Origin of the sequence: Mycobacterium sp. SP-6446, from assembly GCF_001954045.1 — a bacterium.
GTDB lineage: Bacteria > Actinomycetota > Actinomycetes > Mycobacteriales > Mycobacteriaceae > Mycobacterium.
The window spans coordinates 1-13,314 of sequence record NZ_MBEM01000007.1 but is presented as its reverse complement, the minus strand read 5'-3'; the positions used below and the strand labels follow the sequence as shown (position 1 = coordinate 13,314).

At 65.8% G+C, this 13,314-nt stretch carries 16 protein-coding genes and 1 pseudogene; 5 read left to right on the top strand and 12 right to left on the bottom strand.

The features are described 5' to 3' along the window. A pseudogene (locus tag A5736_RS00830) lies at nt 1-220 on the bottom strand (acetyl-CoA C-acyltransferase); the annotation flags it as partial. 181 nt (nt 221-401) lie between these two features. On the opposite strand from A5736_RS00830, the gene A5736_RS00825 reads away from it, so the two are divergent. After that, nucleotides 402-1,574: a pyridoxal phosphate-dependent aminotransferase gene (locus A5736_RS00825; RefSeq protein ID WP_076243984.1), complete on the top strand. Its 1,173-nt coding sequence runs from the start codon at nt 402-404 to the stop codon at nt 1,572-1,574. Here A5736_RS00825 and A5736_RS00820 read toward each other — a convergent pair. From A5736_RS00820 to A5736_RS00805, 4 genes are read right to left on the bottom strand one after another with little or no spacing between them, the layout of a single operon-like run. Beyond that, nucleotides 1,561-1,995, bottom strand: a complete 435-nt coding sequence (locus tag A5736_RS00820) for an SRPBCC family protein (RefSeq protein WP_076243983.1) — start codon at nt 1,993-1,995, stop codon at nt 1,561-1,563. The genes A5736_RS00825 and A5736_RS00820 overlap by 14 nt on opposite strands. Before the next feature lie 2 nt (nt 1,996-1,997). Then, on the bottom strand, nt 1,998-2,447 hold the full coding sequence (locus tag A5736_RS00815) for an SRPBCC family protein (protein WP_076122480.1): 450 nt from the start codon (nt 2,445-2,447) through the stop codon (nt 1,998-2,000). A gap of 58 nt (nt 2,448-2,505) precedes the next feature. Beyond that, entirely contained in the window at nt 2,506-3,585 is a 1,080-nt protein-coding gene (locus A5736_RS00810) for a CaiB/BaiF CoA-transferase family protein (protein WP_076243981.1), read from the bottom strand. A 5-nt stretch (nt 3,586-3,590) separates the two neighbouring features. Then, nucleotides 3,591-4,034: an SRPBCC family protein gene (locus tag A5736_RS00805; RefSeq protein WP_076122482.1), complete on the bottom strand. Its 444-nt coding sequence runs from the start codon at nt 4,032-4,034 to the stop codon at nt 3,591-3,593. A 65-nt stretch (nt 4,035-4,099) separates the two neighbouring features. Here A5736_RS00805 and A5736_RS00800 point away from each other — a divergent pair, with 65 nt between their 5' ends. Next, complete coding sequence (locus A5736_RS00800) at nt 4,100-5,764, top strand: alpha-keto acid decarboxylase family protein (RefSeq protein WP_076122483.1); 1,665 nt, start codon at nt 4,100-4,102, stop codon at nt 5,762-5,764. Nucleotides 5,765-5,769: 5 nt separating this feature from the next. Here A5736_RS00800 and A5736_RS00795 read toward each other — a convergent pair whose 3' ends face one another. From A5736_RS00795 to A5736_RS00775, 5 genes are all read right to left on the bottom strand, one after another. Beyond that, nucleotides 5,770-5,955, bottom strand: a complete 186-nt coding sequence (locus A5736_RS00795; RefSeq protein WP_076122484.1) for a bacterioferritin-associated ferredoxin — start codon at nt 5,953-5,955, stop codon at nt 5,770-5,772. 10 nt (nt 5,956-5,965) lie between these two features. Further along, nucleotides 5,966-6,592 carry a fatty-acid--CoA ligase gene (locus A5736_RS00790; RefSeq protein WP_139333044.1) on the bottom strand — a complete coding sequence of 209 codons (627 nt, stop codon included), beginning with the start codon at nt 6,590-6,592 and terminating at the stop codon, nt 5,966-5,968. Beyond that, on the bottom strand, nt 6,589-8,031 hold the full coding sequence (locus tag A5736_RS00785) for a FadD3 family acyl-CoA ligase (protein ID WP_076243980.1): 1,443 nt from the start codon (nt 8,029-8,031) through the stop codon (nt 6,589-6,591). The genes A5736_RS00790 and A5736_RS00785 overlap by 4 nt, the downstream gene beginning before the upstream one ends. Continuing rightward, nucleotides 8,028-9,218 (bottom strand): amidohydrolase family protein, encoded by a 1,191-nt coding sequence (locus A5736_RS00780; protein WP_076059083.1) that lies wholly within the window; start codon nt 9,216-9,218, stop codon nt 8,028-8,030. The genes A5736_RS00785 and A5736_RS00780 overlap by 4 nt, the downstream gene beginning before the upstream one ends. An 80-nt stretch (nt 9,219-9,298) precedes the next feature. Beyond that, on the bottom strand, nt 9,299-9,691 hold the full coding sequence (locus tag A5736_RS00775; RefSeq protein WP_233147950.1) for a lipoprotein LpqH: 393 nt from the start codon (nt 9,689-9,691) through the stop codon (nt 9,299-9,301). 136 nt (nt 9,692-9,827) lie between these two features. On the opposite strand from A5736_RS00775, the gene A5736_RS00770 reads away from it, so the two are divergent. Then, nucleotides 9,828-10,574, top strand: a complete 747-nt coding sequence (locus A5736_RS00770) for an enoyl-CoA hydratase/isomerase family protein (protein ID WP_076122488.1) — start codon at nt 9,828-9,830, stop codon at nt 10,572-10,574. Between the two features lie 14 nt (nt 10,575-10,588). Then, the gene (locus A5736_RS00765) at nt 10,589-10,987 is read left to right on the top strand and encodes a hypothetical protein (protein ID WP_076122744.1); all 399 of its coding nucleotides are present in this window, start codon (nt 10,589-10,591) and stop codon (nt 10,985-10,987) included. On the opposite strand, the gene A5736_RS00760 is transcribed toward A5736_RS00765, so the two are convergent. After that, nucleotides 10,903-11,604, bottom strand: a complete 702-nt coding sequence (locus A5736_RS00760) for a TetR/AcrR family transcriptional regulator (RefSeq protein WP_076122489.1) — start codon at nt 11,602-11,604, stop codon at nt 10,903-10,905. The two genes, A5736_RS00765 and A5736_RS00760, sit on opposite strands and share 85 nt — an antisense overlap. A gap of 183 nt (nt 11,605-11,787) precedes the next feature. On the opposite strand from A5736_RS00760, the gene A5736_RS00755 reads away from it, so the two are divergent. Further along, entirely contained in the window at nt 11,788-13,080 is a 1,293-nt protein-coding gene (locus A5736_RS00755; protein ID WP_076122490.1) for a cytochrome P450, read from the top strand. A 3-nt stretch (nt 13,081-13,083) separates the two neighbouring features. Here the strand turns inward: A5736_RS00755 and A5736_RS00750 are convergent. Beyond that, nucleotides 13,084-13,314: cytochrome C oxidase subunit IV family protein (locus A5736_RS00750; protein WP_076243978.1), on the bottom strand; the 231-nt coding region annotated here is incomplete at its 5' end.

Here is a 13,314-nt window from a genome sequence, read left to right as displayed (position 1 = left end):
CCGCCGCCCGGGCGATATCGCCGCCCTGGTCGCCGACCGGCGAAACCACGCCGAGGACGACGTCGCTGATTAGGTTCTCGTCCAGGTCAGGAAAGCGCCTGCGCAGTTCATCGATCAGCCCAACGACCAGGCTCAGCGGCTTGACCTCGTTCAGCGACCCATTTTTCTGCTTACCGCGCGGGGTGCGGATGGCCTCGTAGACGAAGGCTTCTTCGGACATGTCGGCTTCCTCTTCACAAATGGGGGTTCGGATCCGTACCCAGCACCCTAACAGGGTGCCCGGCCAACCTGTTGGTTGGGCAAGAGTCGCTGGTCAGGCACCGAACGTGACGCTGCAGTCACGATGGGCGCCGAGCGTGACGGTGCAGTCACGATCGGGGCTGAAGCTAGGCTCGACCACCATGACGGTGTCGCGCTTGCGGCCCTACGCCACCACGGTGTTCGCCGAAATGTCGGCGCTGGCCGCGCGGATCGGCGCGGTGAACCTCGGTCAGGGCTTTCCCGACGAGGACGGACCCCCGGCGTTGCTGAAGGCCGCGCAAGATGCCATCGCCTGCGGCGCCAACCAATACCCGCCAGGGATAGGCATCGCGCCCCTGCGTCACGCGATCGCCGCCCACCGCAAGCGACACTTCGGCATCGAATACGACCCCGACACCGAGGTGCTGGTGACCGTCGGCGCCACCGAGGCCATCGCGGCGGCGGTGCTCGGGCTGGTCGAGCCGGGCTCGGACGTACTGCTGATCGAACCGTTCTACGACTCGTACTCCCCGGTGGTGGCGATGGCCGGCGCGAACCGGCTGGCCGTGCCGCTGGTCCCCCACGGCCGCGGCTTCGCACTGGACACCGACGCGCTGCGGCGCGCCCTCACACCCCGGACCCGCGCGCTGATCATCAACTCGCCGCACAACCCGACCGGTGCGGTGCTGAGCCAGACCGAGCTGGCTGCGGTCGCCGAGATCGCGGTGGCGGCAGACCTTTTGGTGATCACCGACGAGGTCTATGAGCACCTGGTCTTCGACAACCGCCGCCACCTGCCACTGGCCGGGTTCGACGGCATGGCCGAGCGCACCATCACCATCTCCAGCGCCGCCAAGATGTTCAACTGCACCGGCTGGAAGATCGGATGGGCGTGCGGCCCAGCCGAACTCATCGCCGGGGTTCGCGCGGCCAAACAGTATCTGAGCTACGTCGGCGGGGCGCCGTTACAGCCCGCCGTGGCCCTCGCGCTGGATACCGAAGACGCGTGGATGGCCGAGCTTCGAAGCTCGCTGCAGGCCCGACGAGATCGGCTGGCGACCGGGCTGAGCGAGATCGGCTTCGAAGTGCACGACAGCGGCGGCACCTATTTCCTCTGCGCCGATCCGCGGCCGCTCGGCTACGACGACAGCACGGCCTTCTGCGCGGCATTACCGGAGAAGGTTGGCGTGGCGGCCATCCCGATGTCGGCATTCTGCGATCCGGCCGCCCCGCACCTGGACGTGTGGAATCACCTGGTGCGCTTCACCTTCTGCAAACGCGCCGACACCCTCGACGAAGCGATCCGGCGCCTGGCCGCGCTCAACCACCCATAACTCGCCAGCGCAGTCCTTCCAGCGCGGCGTGCAGGATCTTTTTGCGGGCCCGGTTGATCAGGAACTCGGGCAGTGGTGCCGACGGTTCGACGGTGATGCCGAATCGCACGCGAGTCCTATCGTCGCCCTCACGGGTCAAGTTGTACTCGCCGTGCTGACCATGTTGGTGGATGGTCTTTTTGGCGTCCCACACCATCCAGTCCCGCCCCCAGTGGTACTCGAGAAACTGCGTGTCGACGATGCCCATCACCCTGATCGTGACCTTCACGTGGTGCGGCCGGCCGTCGGGATAGGTGTCGACCACTTCGGCCTTCTTGTGCACCGCGGACCACGACGGCACGGTGTCCATGTCGGCGAGCGCGTCGATGATGACATCCGGGGGCGCATTGATGACGATTTCCGCCGACGCTTGTACGGCCACTGCTAATCACCCGGATCGCGGCCGCCCCTGACCAGATCGGTCAGCCCCTTCACCGAGGCGTTGAGGACGTTTTCTGCCGCCCGCCTGACGACGAAACCGGGGATCGGCCCCGCGGGTTCGACCGTGATGTCGAAACGCACGCGCGTCTTGTCGACACCCTCGGGCTTGAGGGTGTACTCGACGTGCTGGCCATGCTGCTGTGCGGTGCCCTTGGCGTCGTAGACAACCCAGTCTGGGCCCCAGTGGTATTCGAGCATCTCTCTATCGACGAGCCCCAGAATCTTGATCGTGGCCTTGACATGATGGGGCCGACCGTCGGGATAACGGTCGATCACTTCGACTTGTTTGTGTAGCGGCGACCACGATGAAAGGACGCCGACATCTGTCAGCGCCTCCATGACCACTTCTGGCGGCGCATCAACGACGAATTCCCGTGATGCTTTTACTGCCACTGATAACAACCTAACCCCGGCGACCTATCTGCGGCTGGTGTTCGGCGTGATTATTTAGCTACCAGCCGATTTCGGCAATCGGTGTCGTGGTCGCCGGCGGCGGCCCGACCGGCCCGGCCGGCGTTCGGGAAAACCGCGGCGCCGGCGCGGCCTGTTCGACGCCGTGGGCGGTGATCACGGTCGAGCGCGCGTTCAAATGCTCGTTGGTCGCGGCTTCGCTCCACGTCAATACCGGGGTGACGCACGCATCGGTGCCGGCGAAAACCTGGGCCCACTCGTCGCGGGTCCGGCTGGCGAACCGTTGCGCGAAGACGTCGTACATCCGTGGGTATGAACCGATGTCGAGCTGGCCGGGGACCTCGTCCTGGGTCAGGCCGAGCCCGGCCAGCAGCGCCGCGAAGAATTGCGGCTCGATGGCACCGACGGCCATGTACTTGCCGTCGGCTGTCTCGTAGCAGCGGTAGAACGGGGCGCCGCCGTCGAGCAGGAACGACTCGCGCCGGTCGCGCAGCGCGCCGGTGGACTTCATCGTCCACATCATTTGTGCGAGCACGCTGACCCCGTCGACCATCGCGGCGTCGACGACCTGTCCCTTGCCCGACCGTTCGCGCTCATACAGCGCCACCGCGATGCCCAGCAGCACGAGCATCGAGCCGCCGCCGAAGTCGGCGACCAGATTCAGCGGCGGCATGGGCGGCCGGTCGGCGTAGCCGAGCGCCGACAGCGCGCCGGTCTGCGACAGATAGTTGATGTCGTGGCCGGCCGTCGCGGCCAGTGGCCCGTCCTGCCCCCAGCCGGTGATCCGCGCGTAGATCAGTCGCGGATTGACCGCCGCGCAGTCGTCGGGCCCGATGCCCAATCGTTCGCAGGTGCGGGGCCGGAAACAGTCCAGCAGGACGTCGGCCTTCGCGGCCAACTCCAGCAGCGTCCCCGGCTGCGTCTTGACGTCCAGGTCGACGATCCGCTTCCCGCGGTGCAGCAGGTCGCGGTCCTCGGGTGGCATCGTGAGTCCGCCGGGTCGGCGGACTCGCACCACGTCGGCACCCAGGTCCGCGAGCACCATCCCCGCGTGCGGCCCCGGTCCGATGCCGCCGAGTTCGATGACCCTCACCCCGGCCAACGGGCCCCCGCCGGTCACGCTGGCTACTTACCCTTCTTGACCTTGAGCACGCGGTCGCGCAGGCCCTTGGTGCCGGTGTCGATCGTCCCTTTCACTGCGCGCTTCAACACGAAGCCGGGCAGCGGTACCACCGGGTCGACGCTGATCTCGAATTTGACTTTCGTCTTGTCGCCCTCGGGTACCAGGGTGTAGGACGCGTCCTGCGAACGCTGTTGGCCGGAGCTGACCAGCGTCCAGCTCACCTTGTTCTCGCTCCAGGTGTAGGCCACCACCTGCTCGTCGGTGATGCCGGCGGCTTTGACTTTCATCTTGACCTTGCTGGGCCGGCCGTCCTCGCCCCTCTCGAGCACTTCGGAGCTCTGGTGGGGCTCCGACCACTCCGGCAGCGATTCGAAATCGGCGATGACGTCGAGAATCTCCTCGGGGCTGGCTTCGATGACAATGTCGCGTGTTTCGTTGATCGCCATGGCCCGCACGATAGCGAAACGCCGTCGGGCCGGAGGCGGTTTCAACCGGGCGTACCGTCGTCCTCGTGACCTACACCGTCGGCGACTACCTCCTGGACCGCCTCGCCGAGCTCGGCGTCTCCGAGATCTTCGGCGTTCCCGGCGACTACAACCTGGAATTCCTCGACCACATCGTCGCCCATCCGGTCATTCGGTGGGTGGGCAGCGCCAACGAGCTGAACGCCGGCTACGCCGCCGACGGTTACGGGCGGTTGCGTGGAATGTCAGCACTGGTAACGACATTCGGCGTGGGTGAGCTCTCGGCGGCCAACGCTATCGCGGGCAGCTACGCCGAGCACGTGCCCGTCGTCCATATCGTCGGCGGTCCCTCAAAAGATGCCCAGGGCGCCCGGCGGGCGCTGCATCATTCGCTCGGCGACGGGGACTTCGAGCATTTCTTCCGGATCAGCCGGGAAATCACCTGCGCCCAAGCCAATCTCATGCCGGCCACCGCGTGCAGGGAGATCGACCGCGTGCTGTCCGAGGTGCGTGAACAGAAGCGGCCCGGGTACATCCTGCTCTCCACCGACGTGGCCCGCTTCCCGACCGAGCCGCCCGAGGCGCCGTTGCCCCGCTACTCCGGAGGCACCAGCCCGCGCGCGCTGGCAATGTTCGTCGAGGCCGCGACCGGCCTCATCGGCGACCATCGGCTGACCGTGCTCGCCGACTTGCTGGTGCACCGGCTGCAGGCGGTCAAGGAGCTCGAGGCGTTGCTGGCCGCGGACGTGGTGCCGCACGCGACGTTGATGTGGGGAAAGAGTCTGCTCGACGAGAGCTCGCCGAACTTCCTGGGCATCTACGCGGGCGCGGCCAGCGCCGAATGGGTGCGCGCGGCGATCGAGGAGGCGCCGGTGCTGGTGACGGCCGGGGTGGTGTTCACCGACATGGTCAGCGGTTTCTTCAGTCAGCGCATCGACCCGGCCCGAACCATCGACGTCGGGCAGTACCAAAGCAGTGTGGCCGGCGAGGTTTTCGCGCCGCTGGAGATGGGCGCCGCGCTGGAGGCCCTGGCCACGATCCTCGCCCGGCGCGGGATCACCTCACCGCCGGTGGCATCGCCGCCGGCCGAACCCCTGCCGCCACCGCCCCCGCGCGATCAACCGCTGACCCAGAAGATGGTGTGGGATCGCCTGTGCGTCGCGCTCACACCGGGCAACGTGGTCCTCGCCGATCAGGGAACGTCGTTCTACGGGATGGCGGATCACCGGCTCCCGCAGGGCGTCACCTTCATCGGTCAACCGCTTTGGGGCTCAATCGGTTACACGCTGCCCGCCGCGGTCGGCGCGGCGGTGGCGCATCCGGACCGCCGGATCGTGTTGCTGATCGGCGACGGGGCCGCGCAACTGACCGTCCAGGAGCTCGGCACCTTCTCCCGCGAGGGGTTGTCGCCAGTGATCGTGGTGGTCAACAACGACGGCTACACCGTCGAACGGGCGATTCACGGGGAGACCGCACCCTACAACGACATCGTCAGCTGGAAGTGGACCGATGTCCCCAACGCGCTGGGCGCGGTCGACCACCTGGCGTTCCGGGCGCAGACCTACGGTGAGCTCGACGACGCGTTCAACGTCGCCGCGCAACATCGAGACCGCATGGTGTTCGTCGAGGTGGTCCTCCCGCGGCTCGAAATCCCGCCCCTGCTTGCTCAACTCGTCGGCCCCATGTCACCGGACGGCACCCGGCGCCGCTGAAATGACTAGACCGACGGCGCCGTTCGGTCCGGCGCCGACGATCGCAGCATCGCCTGGACCGTCCGCCGGCAGCGCCCGCAGTCGGCACCCGCTCCGCACGCCTGGGCGACGTCCTTGGTCGTCGATGCCCCGGCCGCGACGGCGTCGCCCACCGTCTGGCTGGTGACTCCGTTACACAGGCACACGAACATACCGGCGAGCTCAGTCCGCCTCGATGCGCATCGTGTCGAAAAGCCGGCCGACGAACAACGGCGGGTGGGCGCCGACGCCCACGCTCGACATCCATTGCGCCGGGGCGTCGGGATGGTCGATCCAACGCCGCGCGCTGTCCTCGTCGGGGAATTCCGACAGGATCAGGACCTCGTGTTCGTCATCGAAAGCCTGGAAGACCCAGGCCTTTCGGACGCCGGCCACGGTAAGCCCGTCCATCGCCGAACGGAACCCCGCGGTCAGGGTTGACACATCGTCGACGGACGCGATGGCGGCTACCACGACGCCGGGCGCCCCGGTTCCTGGCGGGTCCGCCGGCACGAACCTGTCGATGATCTCGCCGGCGAAGACGGCGGGAATGTCTTCGACGCCGGCGGCATCGAACCAATCGAAGAAGACCCGCGAGCGCAGCAATTCCACAATCGGCTCACGGCTGTGTACTCCGATCATCACGAGCACGCGGCCGTGGTCGTGGGTGGACGTGTACACCAGGACGTGGTGTGCGCCGATGTCGGAGAGCGCCGCCTTGTTCCGCTCGAGCAGCGGCCACACCTTGGTCGGGTCCGGTATCCGGTAGTCCGACGCGATCACCATCGAGTGAATATCGCCGGTAGTCAATGGAGTTGGTCCTTCATCACTTTCCCCGTGGCGTTGAGCGGCAGCGCTTCGAGGAACTTGATGGATCTCGGCGCTTTGAATCCCGCCATCCGCTCTCGGCACCACGCGATCAGGTCGTCTTCGGACACTGTAGTTTTTGCCACCACGAAAGCCATACCCACCTGGCCGAGGCGATCGTCGGGGACCCCGATTACGGCGGCCTGCGCCACCGCCGGGTGCTCGAGCAGGAAGCCCTCGATCTCCGCCGGATACGCGTTGAACCCACCCACGATGAACATGTCCTTCTTGCGGCCCACCACGCGAAGGCGGCCCGTGTCGCTGAACGTGCCCAGGTCTCCCGTGTGCAGCCAGCCATCGTCGTCGATCGCCTGCGCGGTGGCGTCGGGCTCGCCGAGGTAGCCCTGCATGACGCCGTAGCCGCGGACGAGCACCTCGCCGTCGGCGGCGATGCGCACCTCGACCCCCTCGCAGGGCAGGCCTGCGGTAGTCGCGACATCCTCGAAGGAGTCGCCGGGCCGCGACAACGTGACGTTGCCCGCCTCGGTCAGGCCGTAGCCGGTCATCAACGTCTGGAAGGGCAATTCGCCGTGGATGCGTCGAACCAGCTCGACAGGGATGTCGGCGGCGCCCGTGACGCCCGCACGTAACGACGCCAGCTTGCCCTTGTCGTCGACCGTCAGCAGCGAGTGGTACAGCGTCGGCGGGCCGGGCAGCATCGTAATGCGTTCGCGTTCAATGAGATTCACGACACCGTCGATGTCGAAAACTTGTACCGGGACCATCGTCGCGCCGCGCAGGAAGGATGCGATCAGCCCCGCTTTCAAGCCGAAGGTGTGGAAGTACGGGTTGATCTGCAGATAGCGATCGCCTTCGCGCAGATCGGCCAGCGTCGCCCACTCTTCGTACATGCGCAGCGTCTGCTGATGGTTCATCATCGCGCCCTTGGGGCGGCCGGTGGTGCCGGACGTGAAGATGACGTCGGCGATGTCGGTACCGCTCACAGCACTCTCGAACGGCCTACCGCTGGAGAGGAAGTCGGACTTCAGATCGATGACCGGTATCCCCGCCGGTGCGGTGTAGTCCTGGTCCAGAAATCCCTTCTGCACCAGGACGGCGTTCGCCCCACTGCGGCCGATGATGTCGCCCGCTTCTTCGGTCTTGAACCGGGTGTTGACCGGCACCAGCACGCCGCCCGCGGTGAGTAGCCCAAACGCAGCGATTATCCACTCGGCCGAGTTGGGTGCCCAGATGGCGACCCGGTCGCCCTTGTCGACCCCAAGCTCGGCGAAAGCGCCTGCGGCACAACGTATTCGCTCGACGACCTCGGTGAAGGTCAAGCGCAGCGGACCGTCGACAATCGCTTCCGCGTCGCCGAAGCGGTCCGCCGCGCTCAAGACCATCTCGGGGATGGTCCGCCAAGCGGGGTCGGCCGGCGTCACACCGTGACGAGCCGACCGAGGTTGCCGCCCATGATCTTTGCCTGATCCTCGACGGGAAGGTGCGACAACGCGTTGACGTAGAAGGTCGGCTCAGCCAGCCCTTCGGGGTGCGGCCAGTCCGAGCCGTACAGCACCCGGTCCACGCCGACGAGGTTGACCAGATCGTCGATGCCGTCCTCGAAGAACGGGCTGACATGGATGCGGTTCTTGACCATCTCGACCGGGTCGCTCGGGAAGACTTCCGGGGCCTTCCGGAAGACCTCGGCCAGGCCGTCCAATAGCGGGGTCATCCACTTCGAACCGGCCTCGACGATCGCGACTTTCAGCTTCGGGTGGCGGTAGAGCGCGCCGTGAATGACCCAGGAGCCAACCGCGTCCTGGATCGGCCGCCACTCGTTGAGGATGCCCATCGCATTGGTTTGGAACGGCAGCATCTCCTGTTCGGCGCCGTCCCACTCGGAGGTGTAGCGGGAGTAGCCGCTGTCGCTGGAGTGCATGCCGACCAGCACGTCGTGCTCGACGACGCGCTCCCAGAAGGGGTCGAACTCGGGCACCGCGAACGATCGCGGGCCACGAAACCCGGGGACGGGAGCCGGGCGGATCAGGATGCAGCGGGCACCGCGCTTGACCGCCCATTCCAGCTCCTCGATCGCCTTCTCCACGATCGGCAGGGTGATGACCGGGGTGGTAAATATCCGGTTCTGGTAGTTGAAGCCCCAGACCTCGTCGAGCCATTCATTGAGGGCATGGATCAGGACGTGGATGGCGACCGGGTCGTCGCGCAGGCGTTCCTCGAGCAGGCTGGCCAGCGTCGGAAACATCAACGTGCGGTCCAGCCCCAGCTCGTTCATCTTCTCCAGGCGGGGGCCGGGCTCGAAGAACGCCGGGATCGCGCGCATCGGCTCGCCGAACAGCTCGCGCTTGGTTTTGCCGTCCGGGTTGCCGAACTTGAAATACTCCTCCCAGGCGCCCGGCCGGGCGACGACCTCGAACGTCGGGTTGGGAATGTAGTTGCTGATGTGGCCGCGGATTGCGATCTTGGTCCGCCCGTTGACCTGCACGTACTGGACGAAGTCCTTGTACTGCTTCGGCAGGAACTTGGTCAGCGCCTCCGGCGGCTCGTAGAGATGGTTATCCGCGTCAAAGATCGGAAACGGGACGTCTTCCCGGTGCGACAACTGCCCCATGAAATCCTCCTTCTTGATTTGTGAGAATACTATTCTCTGCACATGGCTAACCGCAACGTGCACCCCGCCGGGGACCGCGATCAGCAGCTGACGACGATTTTGAACGTGGCGGTGGCCGGTTCATTCGGGTTGTCGGCCTTGTAACCATGGGCCGTGCCGGTGATCGTGAATTTGCCGGAGCTCAGGCTCGAGTTGGCATCGCCGTCACCGCCTTGGGAGTACATCCCGGTGAACCCGGCCAGATTGCGGATGCGCACGGAGTTGACGTTGGCGCGCTCTGAGTGTTCGTCGACGGCGACGGTGGCGCCGGCAAAATCGCCACCGATGTCAATCTTCCGGTACCACTCCACCTGGCTGCACTTGACGTTATGGAATGTCGAGCTGTTTCCGTTGACGGTCACTGATGCCGTGGCGGATTGCGGGTCTTGCGGTCGTGGGGTGCAACCAGCCACGACGGCGACGGAGAGCGCCACACCGGCCACCGCGATTCGGTTGACCATCACGCCACCTCCAGCCCCATCGCGGAAAGATCTCAGGTTTAGCGATGATGTTATTCTCCCGACAAGAGAACGCCAATATCGGCCGTCTCGGTCAAGGGAGCAACGAAGCATGGTGGACCTCGAGGTCGACGATGGCCTGGCCGTGCTCACCATCGATCGCCCGCACGCACGCAACGCGATCGCGTTGGACACCATGGACCAACTGGAAAAGGCGCTCGATGCGGCCGCCGGCGCCAGGGCCCTGGTCATCAAGGGCGCCGGCGATCGGGCCTTTGTCTCCGGCGGCGACCTCAAGGAACTGAGCACGCTGCGCACCGAGGAAGACGCCTCGGCGATGGCGAAGCGGATGCGGTCGATCTGCGACCAACTAGCGGGCTTCCCGGCTCCGGTGATCGCCGCCCTCAACGGCCACGCCTTTGGCGGTGGAGCCGAAGTCGCCGTCGCGGCCGACATTCGGGTAGCCGCCGACGACATCAAGATCGCCTTCAATCAGGTGGAGCTGGAAATCATGCCGGCCTGGGGCGGCGCCGAGCGATTGGCCGCGCTCGTCGGAAAGGGGAGGGCCCTACTTCTAGCCGGCACCGGCACCATCCTCAGCGCGGTCGAGGCCGAACGGATTGGCCTGGTGGATCTGGTGTTACCCCGCCAGTCGTTCGACGAGGGCTGGCGATCGGTCGCGAGGTCCCTGGCGCGCCACCCGGCCACCGAGATAAAGCGGGTAATCAGCGGAGTTTCGCCCGATGAGGCGATAGCATCCTTTGCACGGCTGTGGGTTGCCGACGCACACTGGCGGGCCGCGGAGCGGGTAATGAACCGTAGCGCGACCCCGCCTTCGGGCACCGGAGGAGCGACATGACCACCACATACCGGATGTTAGTAGCACTGGCATTAGGCGGTGCTGGTTTACTCCCGAGCACCGGATCCGCACACGCCGACGACCCGGTCATGCATCACGTGAAGTACACCATCTCCGTCCAGAACCCGATCTACGCCAACATCTATTACATCGATCAAGAGCCGCCGATCTTCTCCGACTACAGCCACGATCCCTACCGGTTCACTCCCAACGTCAAAACCGACATCGCCCCGGGTGCGCCGTGGAGCTTCGAACTGAACGAAGCGAAACCCGAATACTGGGCCATGGTCGTCGTCAACACCGGCACCGAGCCCGGCACGCCGCAGTTTCATTGCGAGTTGTCGGTGGACGGGACTGTCGTGGTGTCCAAGGACGGGCCCAAGGGCGTGCTCTGTTCGATCCGGAACTGGTGAACCACCCAGTTCGCCGGTATACCCTCGATCGGCTGCGGCTCGCCCTCCAGGCGGCGCAGGTACCTTTCGACGAGCTCCAAGGTTTCGGCGTGACCGCCGGAAATCCCTACCGCCTGCTCGAGCACCAGAAACCGCGACAGGCTTGTCATCAGCACCGTCCACACCACCGGCGGCATATCCTCCCGGGACACCCCGTAGCGCTGCAACGCAGACGTCACCGCCTGGCGTTGTTCGTCCCGGAAACGCTCTGCGTAGTAAGCGATTTCGGCCCGCATCTCCTTGCGGTGATTCGCCAGCGCCATGAATTCCATCGAAATCCGGGTGAAGGCGGGATCGGTGCCGAACCTCCACAGCGCCCACAGCGGCTGCGGCGATTGCAGCGCTCGCGCCTGGACTTGAAGACCTTCCTCGGCGCGGCGGCGGAAGACCTCGAGGAACAGCTCCTCCATGGTGCGGAAGTAATAGTGGACCAGCTGCGGTTTGAGCCCGGCCTTGCTCGCCAGCCGGCGCGACGTGACCGCCGCGTACCCCTCTTCCACCATCAGCTGCTCGGCCGCGTCGAGCAGCAGGCCGCGGTTCTTCGCGTCCGGCGCCCCGATCCTGCGGGCCGATGTCATGCCGCTGCTCCGTACTCTTTCGCGCTGCCGTGCCGACCCCACGGATCGTAGCGTGGCGCGGCGTCGTGACCTTGACCCTGACATTACCGCCATGCTAAGCAGGTGCTCAGCATATTTTCGGTTCCGAAATCGGGCGGCGCCACCGCTTGCCGCCGAACACCCAGCCCAGGGGGACGCAATCCGATGAGCGACTACGAGTCGATTGACTTCTTCACCGATCAGTCACTGGTCCCCGATCCGCACCCGTACTTCGACTACCTGCGCAGCCAAAATCCGGTGCTGCGGCTGCCCCACCACGGGGTCGTCGCCGTCACGGGATACGAAGAAGCCTGCGAGGTCTACAAGGACCCCGAGACGTTCTCGAACATCGTCGCGCTCGGCGGCCCGTTTCCCCCGCTGCCCTTCCAGCCCGAGGGTGAGGACATCAGCCCGCAAATCGACCAGCACCGCAGTTATTTTCCGATGTTCGAGCACATGGTCACCATGGATCCACCGGATCACACCCGGGCCCGATCGGTGCTGAGCAAGCTGCTGACCCCGAGCCGGCTGAAGCACAACGAGGAGTTCATGTGGCGCCTCGCCGACCGTCAGCTCGACGAGTTCCTCAGCAACGGTGAGTGCGAGTTCATCGGCGAATATTCCAAGCCGTTCGCCACGTTGGTGATCGCCGACCTGCTCGGCGTTCCCGAGGAGGACCACAAGGAGTTCCGCTCTGTGCTCGGTGCCGATAAACCCGGCCGGGTCGGGGCGCTGGACCACGAGTCGGTCGGCATTAACCCGCTGGAGTGGCTCGACGACAAGTTCTGCTCCTACATCGAGGACCGGCGGCGCGAACCGCGCAACGACGTGCTGACCTCCCTCGCGTCCGCGAAGTATCCGGACGGATCTACGCCGGAGGTCATCGAGGTGGTTCGTTCGGCAACCTTCCTCTTTGCCGCGGGGCAGGAGACCACCGCCAAGCTACTCAGTGCGGCGCTGCACGTGCTCGGCGAGCGGCCGGACATACAGCAACAGCTGCGCGACGACCGCAGCCTGATCCCCGGGTTCATCGAGGAATCGCTGCGCATGGAGAGCCCGGTGAAGAGCGACTCGCGGCTGGCCCGCAGGGCCACCAGCATTGGTGGAGTCGACATACCCGCCGGCACCGTCGTGATGGTGCTGCCGGGCGCCGCCAATCGTGACCCACGCCGGTTCGAAAACCCGCACGAGTTCGACCTCCGCCGCAAGAACGTCCGTGAGCACATGGCCTTCGCCCGCGGCGTCCACTCCTGCCCCGGCGGACCGCTCGCCCGGGTGGAGGGCCGCGTCTCGATCGAGCGCTTGCTGGATCGGATGTCCCACATCGAGATTGACGAAGCCCACCACGGGCCGAGCGCCGATCGCCGCTATACCTACGAGCCGACGTATATCCTGCGCGGCCTGAGCGAACTGCACCTGACGTTCACGACGGCCGATTCGGTGGCGCCCGTCGGCTGAGAACTACCCGACCTGCATGCCGATGAAGTAACAGGCGAGCATGCTTGCCGCGATGAGCATGACCCAGGCGTCAGTCAGGCGACACAGCAAGACCGGAGCCTGACGGACCTCCATGAACTCTCGAAAGATAATGCGCACCTTTACGACTGCGATCACGATCACGGCCGACGTGACCACGGCGCTGGCGCTGTTCGATCGATCGGCATGGTCTATCCAGAGATAACCCAGCGTGAG

Bases quoted from the DNA above. Each gene is read 5' to 3' on its own strand.
- A5736_RS00770 (WP_076122488.1), top strand. From the start codon at position 9,828: ATGGTGGACCTCGAGGTCGACGATGGCCTGGCCGTGCTCACCATCGAT.
- A5736_RS00755 (WP_076122490.1), top strand. From the start codon at position 11,788: ATGAGCGACTACGAGTCGATTGACTTCTTCACCGATCAGTCACTGGTC.
- A5736_RS00760 (WP_076122489.1), bottom strand. From the start codon at position 11,604: ATGACATCGGCCCGCAGGATCGGGGCGCCGGACGCGAAGAACCGCGGC.
- A5736_RS00765 (WP_076122744.1), top strand. From the start codon at position 10,589: ATGTTAGTAGCACTGGCATTAGGCGGTGCTGGTTTACTCCCGAGCACC.
- A5736_RS00795 (WP_076122484.1), bottom strand. From the start codon at position 5,955: ATGTTCGTGTGCCTGTGTAACGGAGTCACCAGCCAGACGGTGGGCGAC.
- A5736_RS00825 (WP_076243984.1), top strand. From the start codon at position 402: ATGACGGTGTCGCGCTTGCGGCCCTACGCCACCACGGTGTTCGCCGAA.
- A5736_RS00805 (WP_076122482.1), bottom strand. From the start codon at position 4,034: ATGGCGATCAACGAAACACGCGACATTGTCATCGAAGCCAGCCCCGAG.
- A5736_RS00780 (WP_076059083.1), bottom strand. From the start codon at position 9,218: ATGGGGCAGTTGTCGCACCGGGAAGACGTCCCGTTTCCGATCTTTGAC.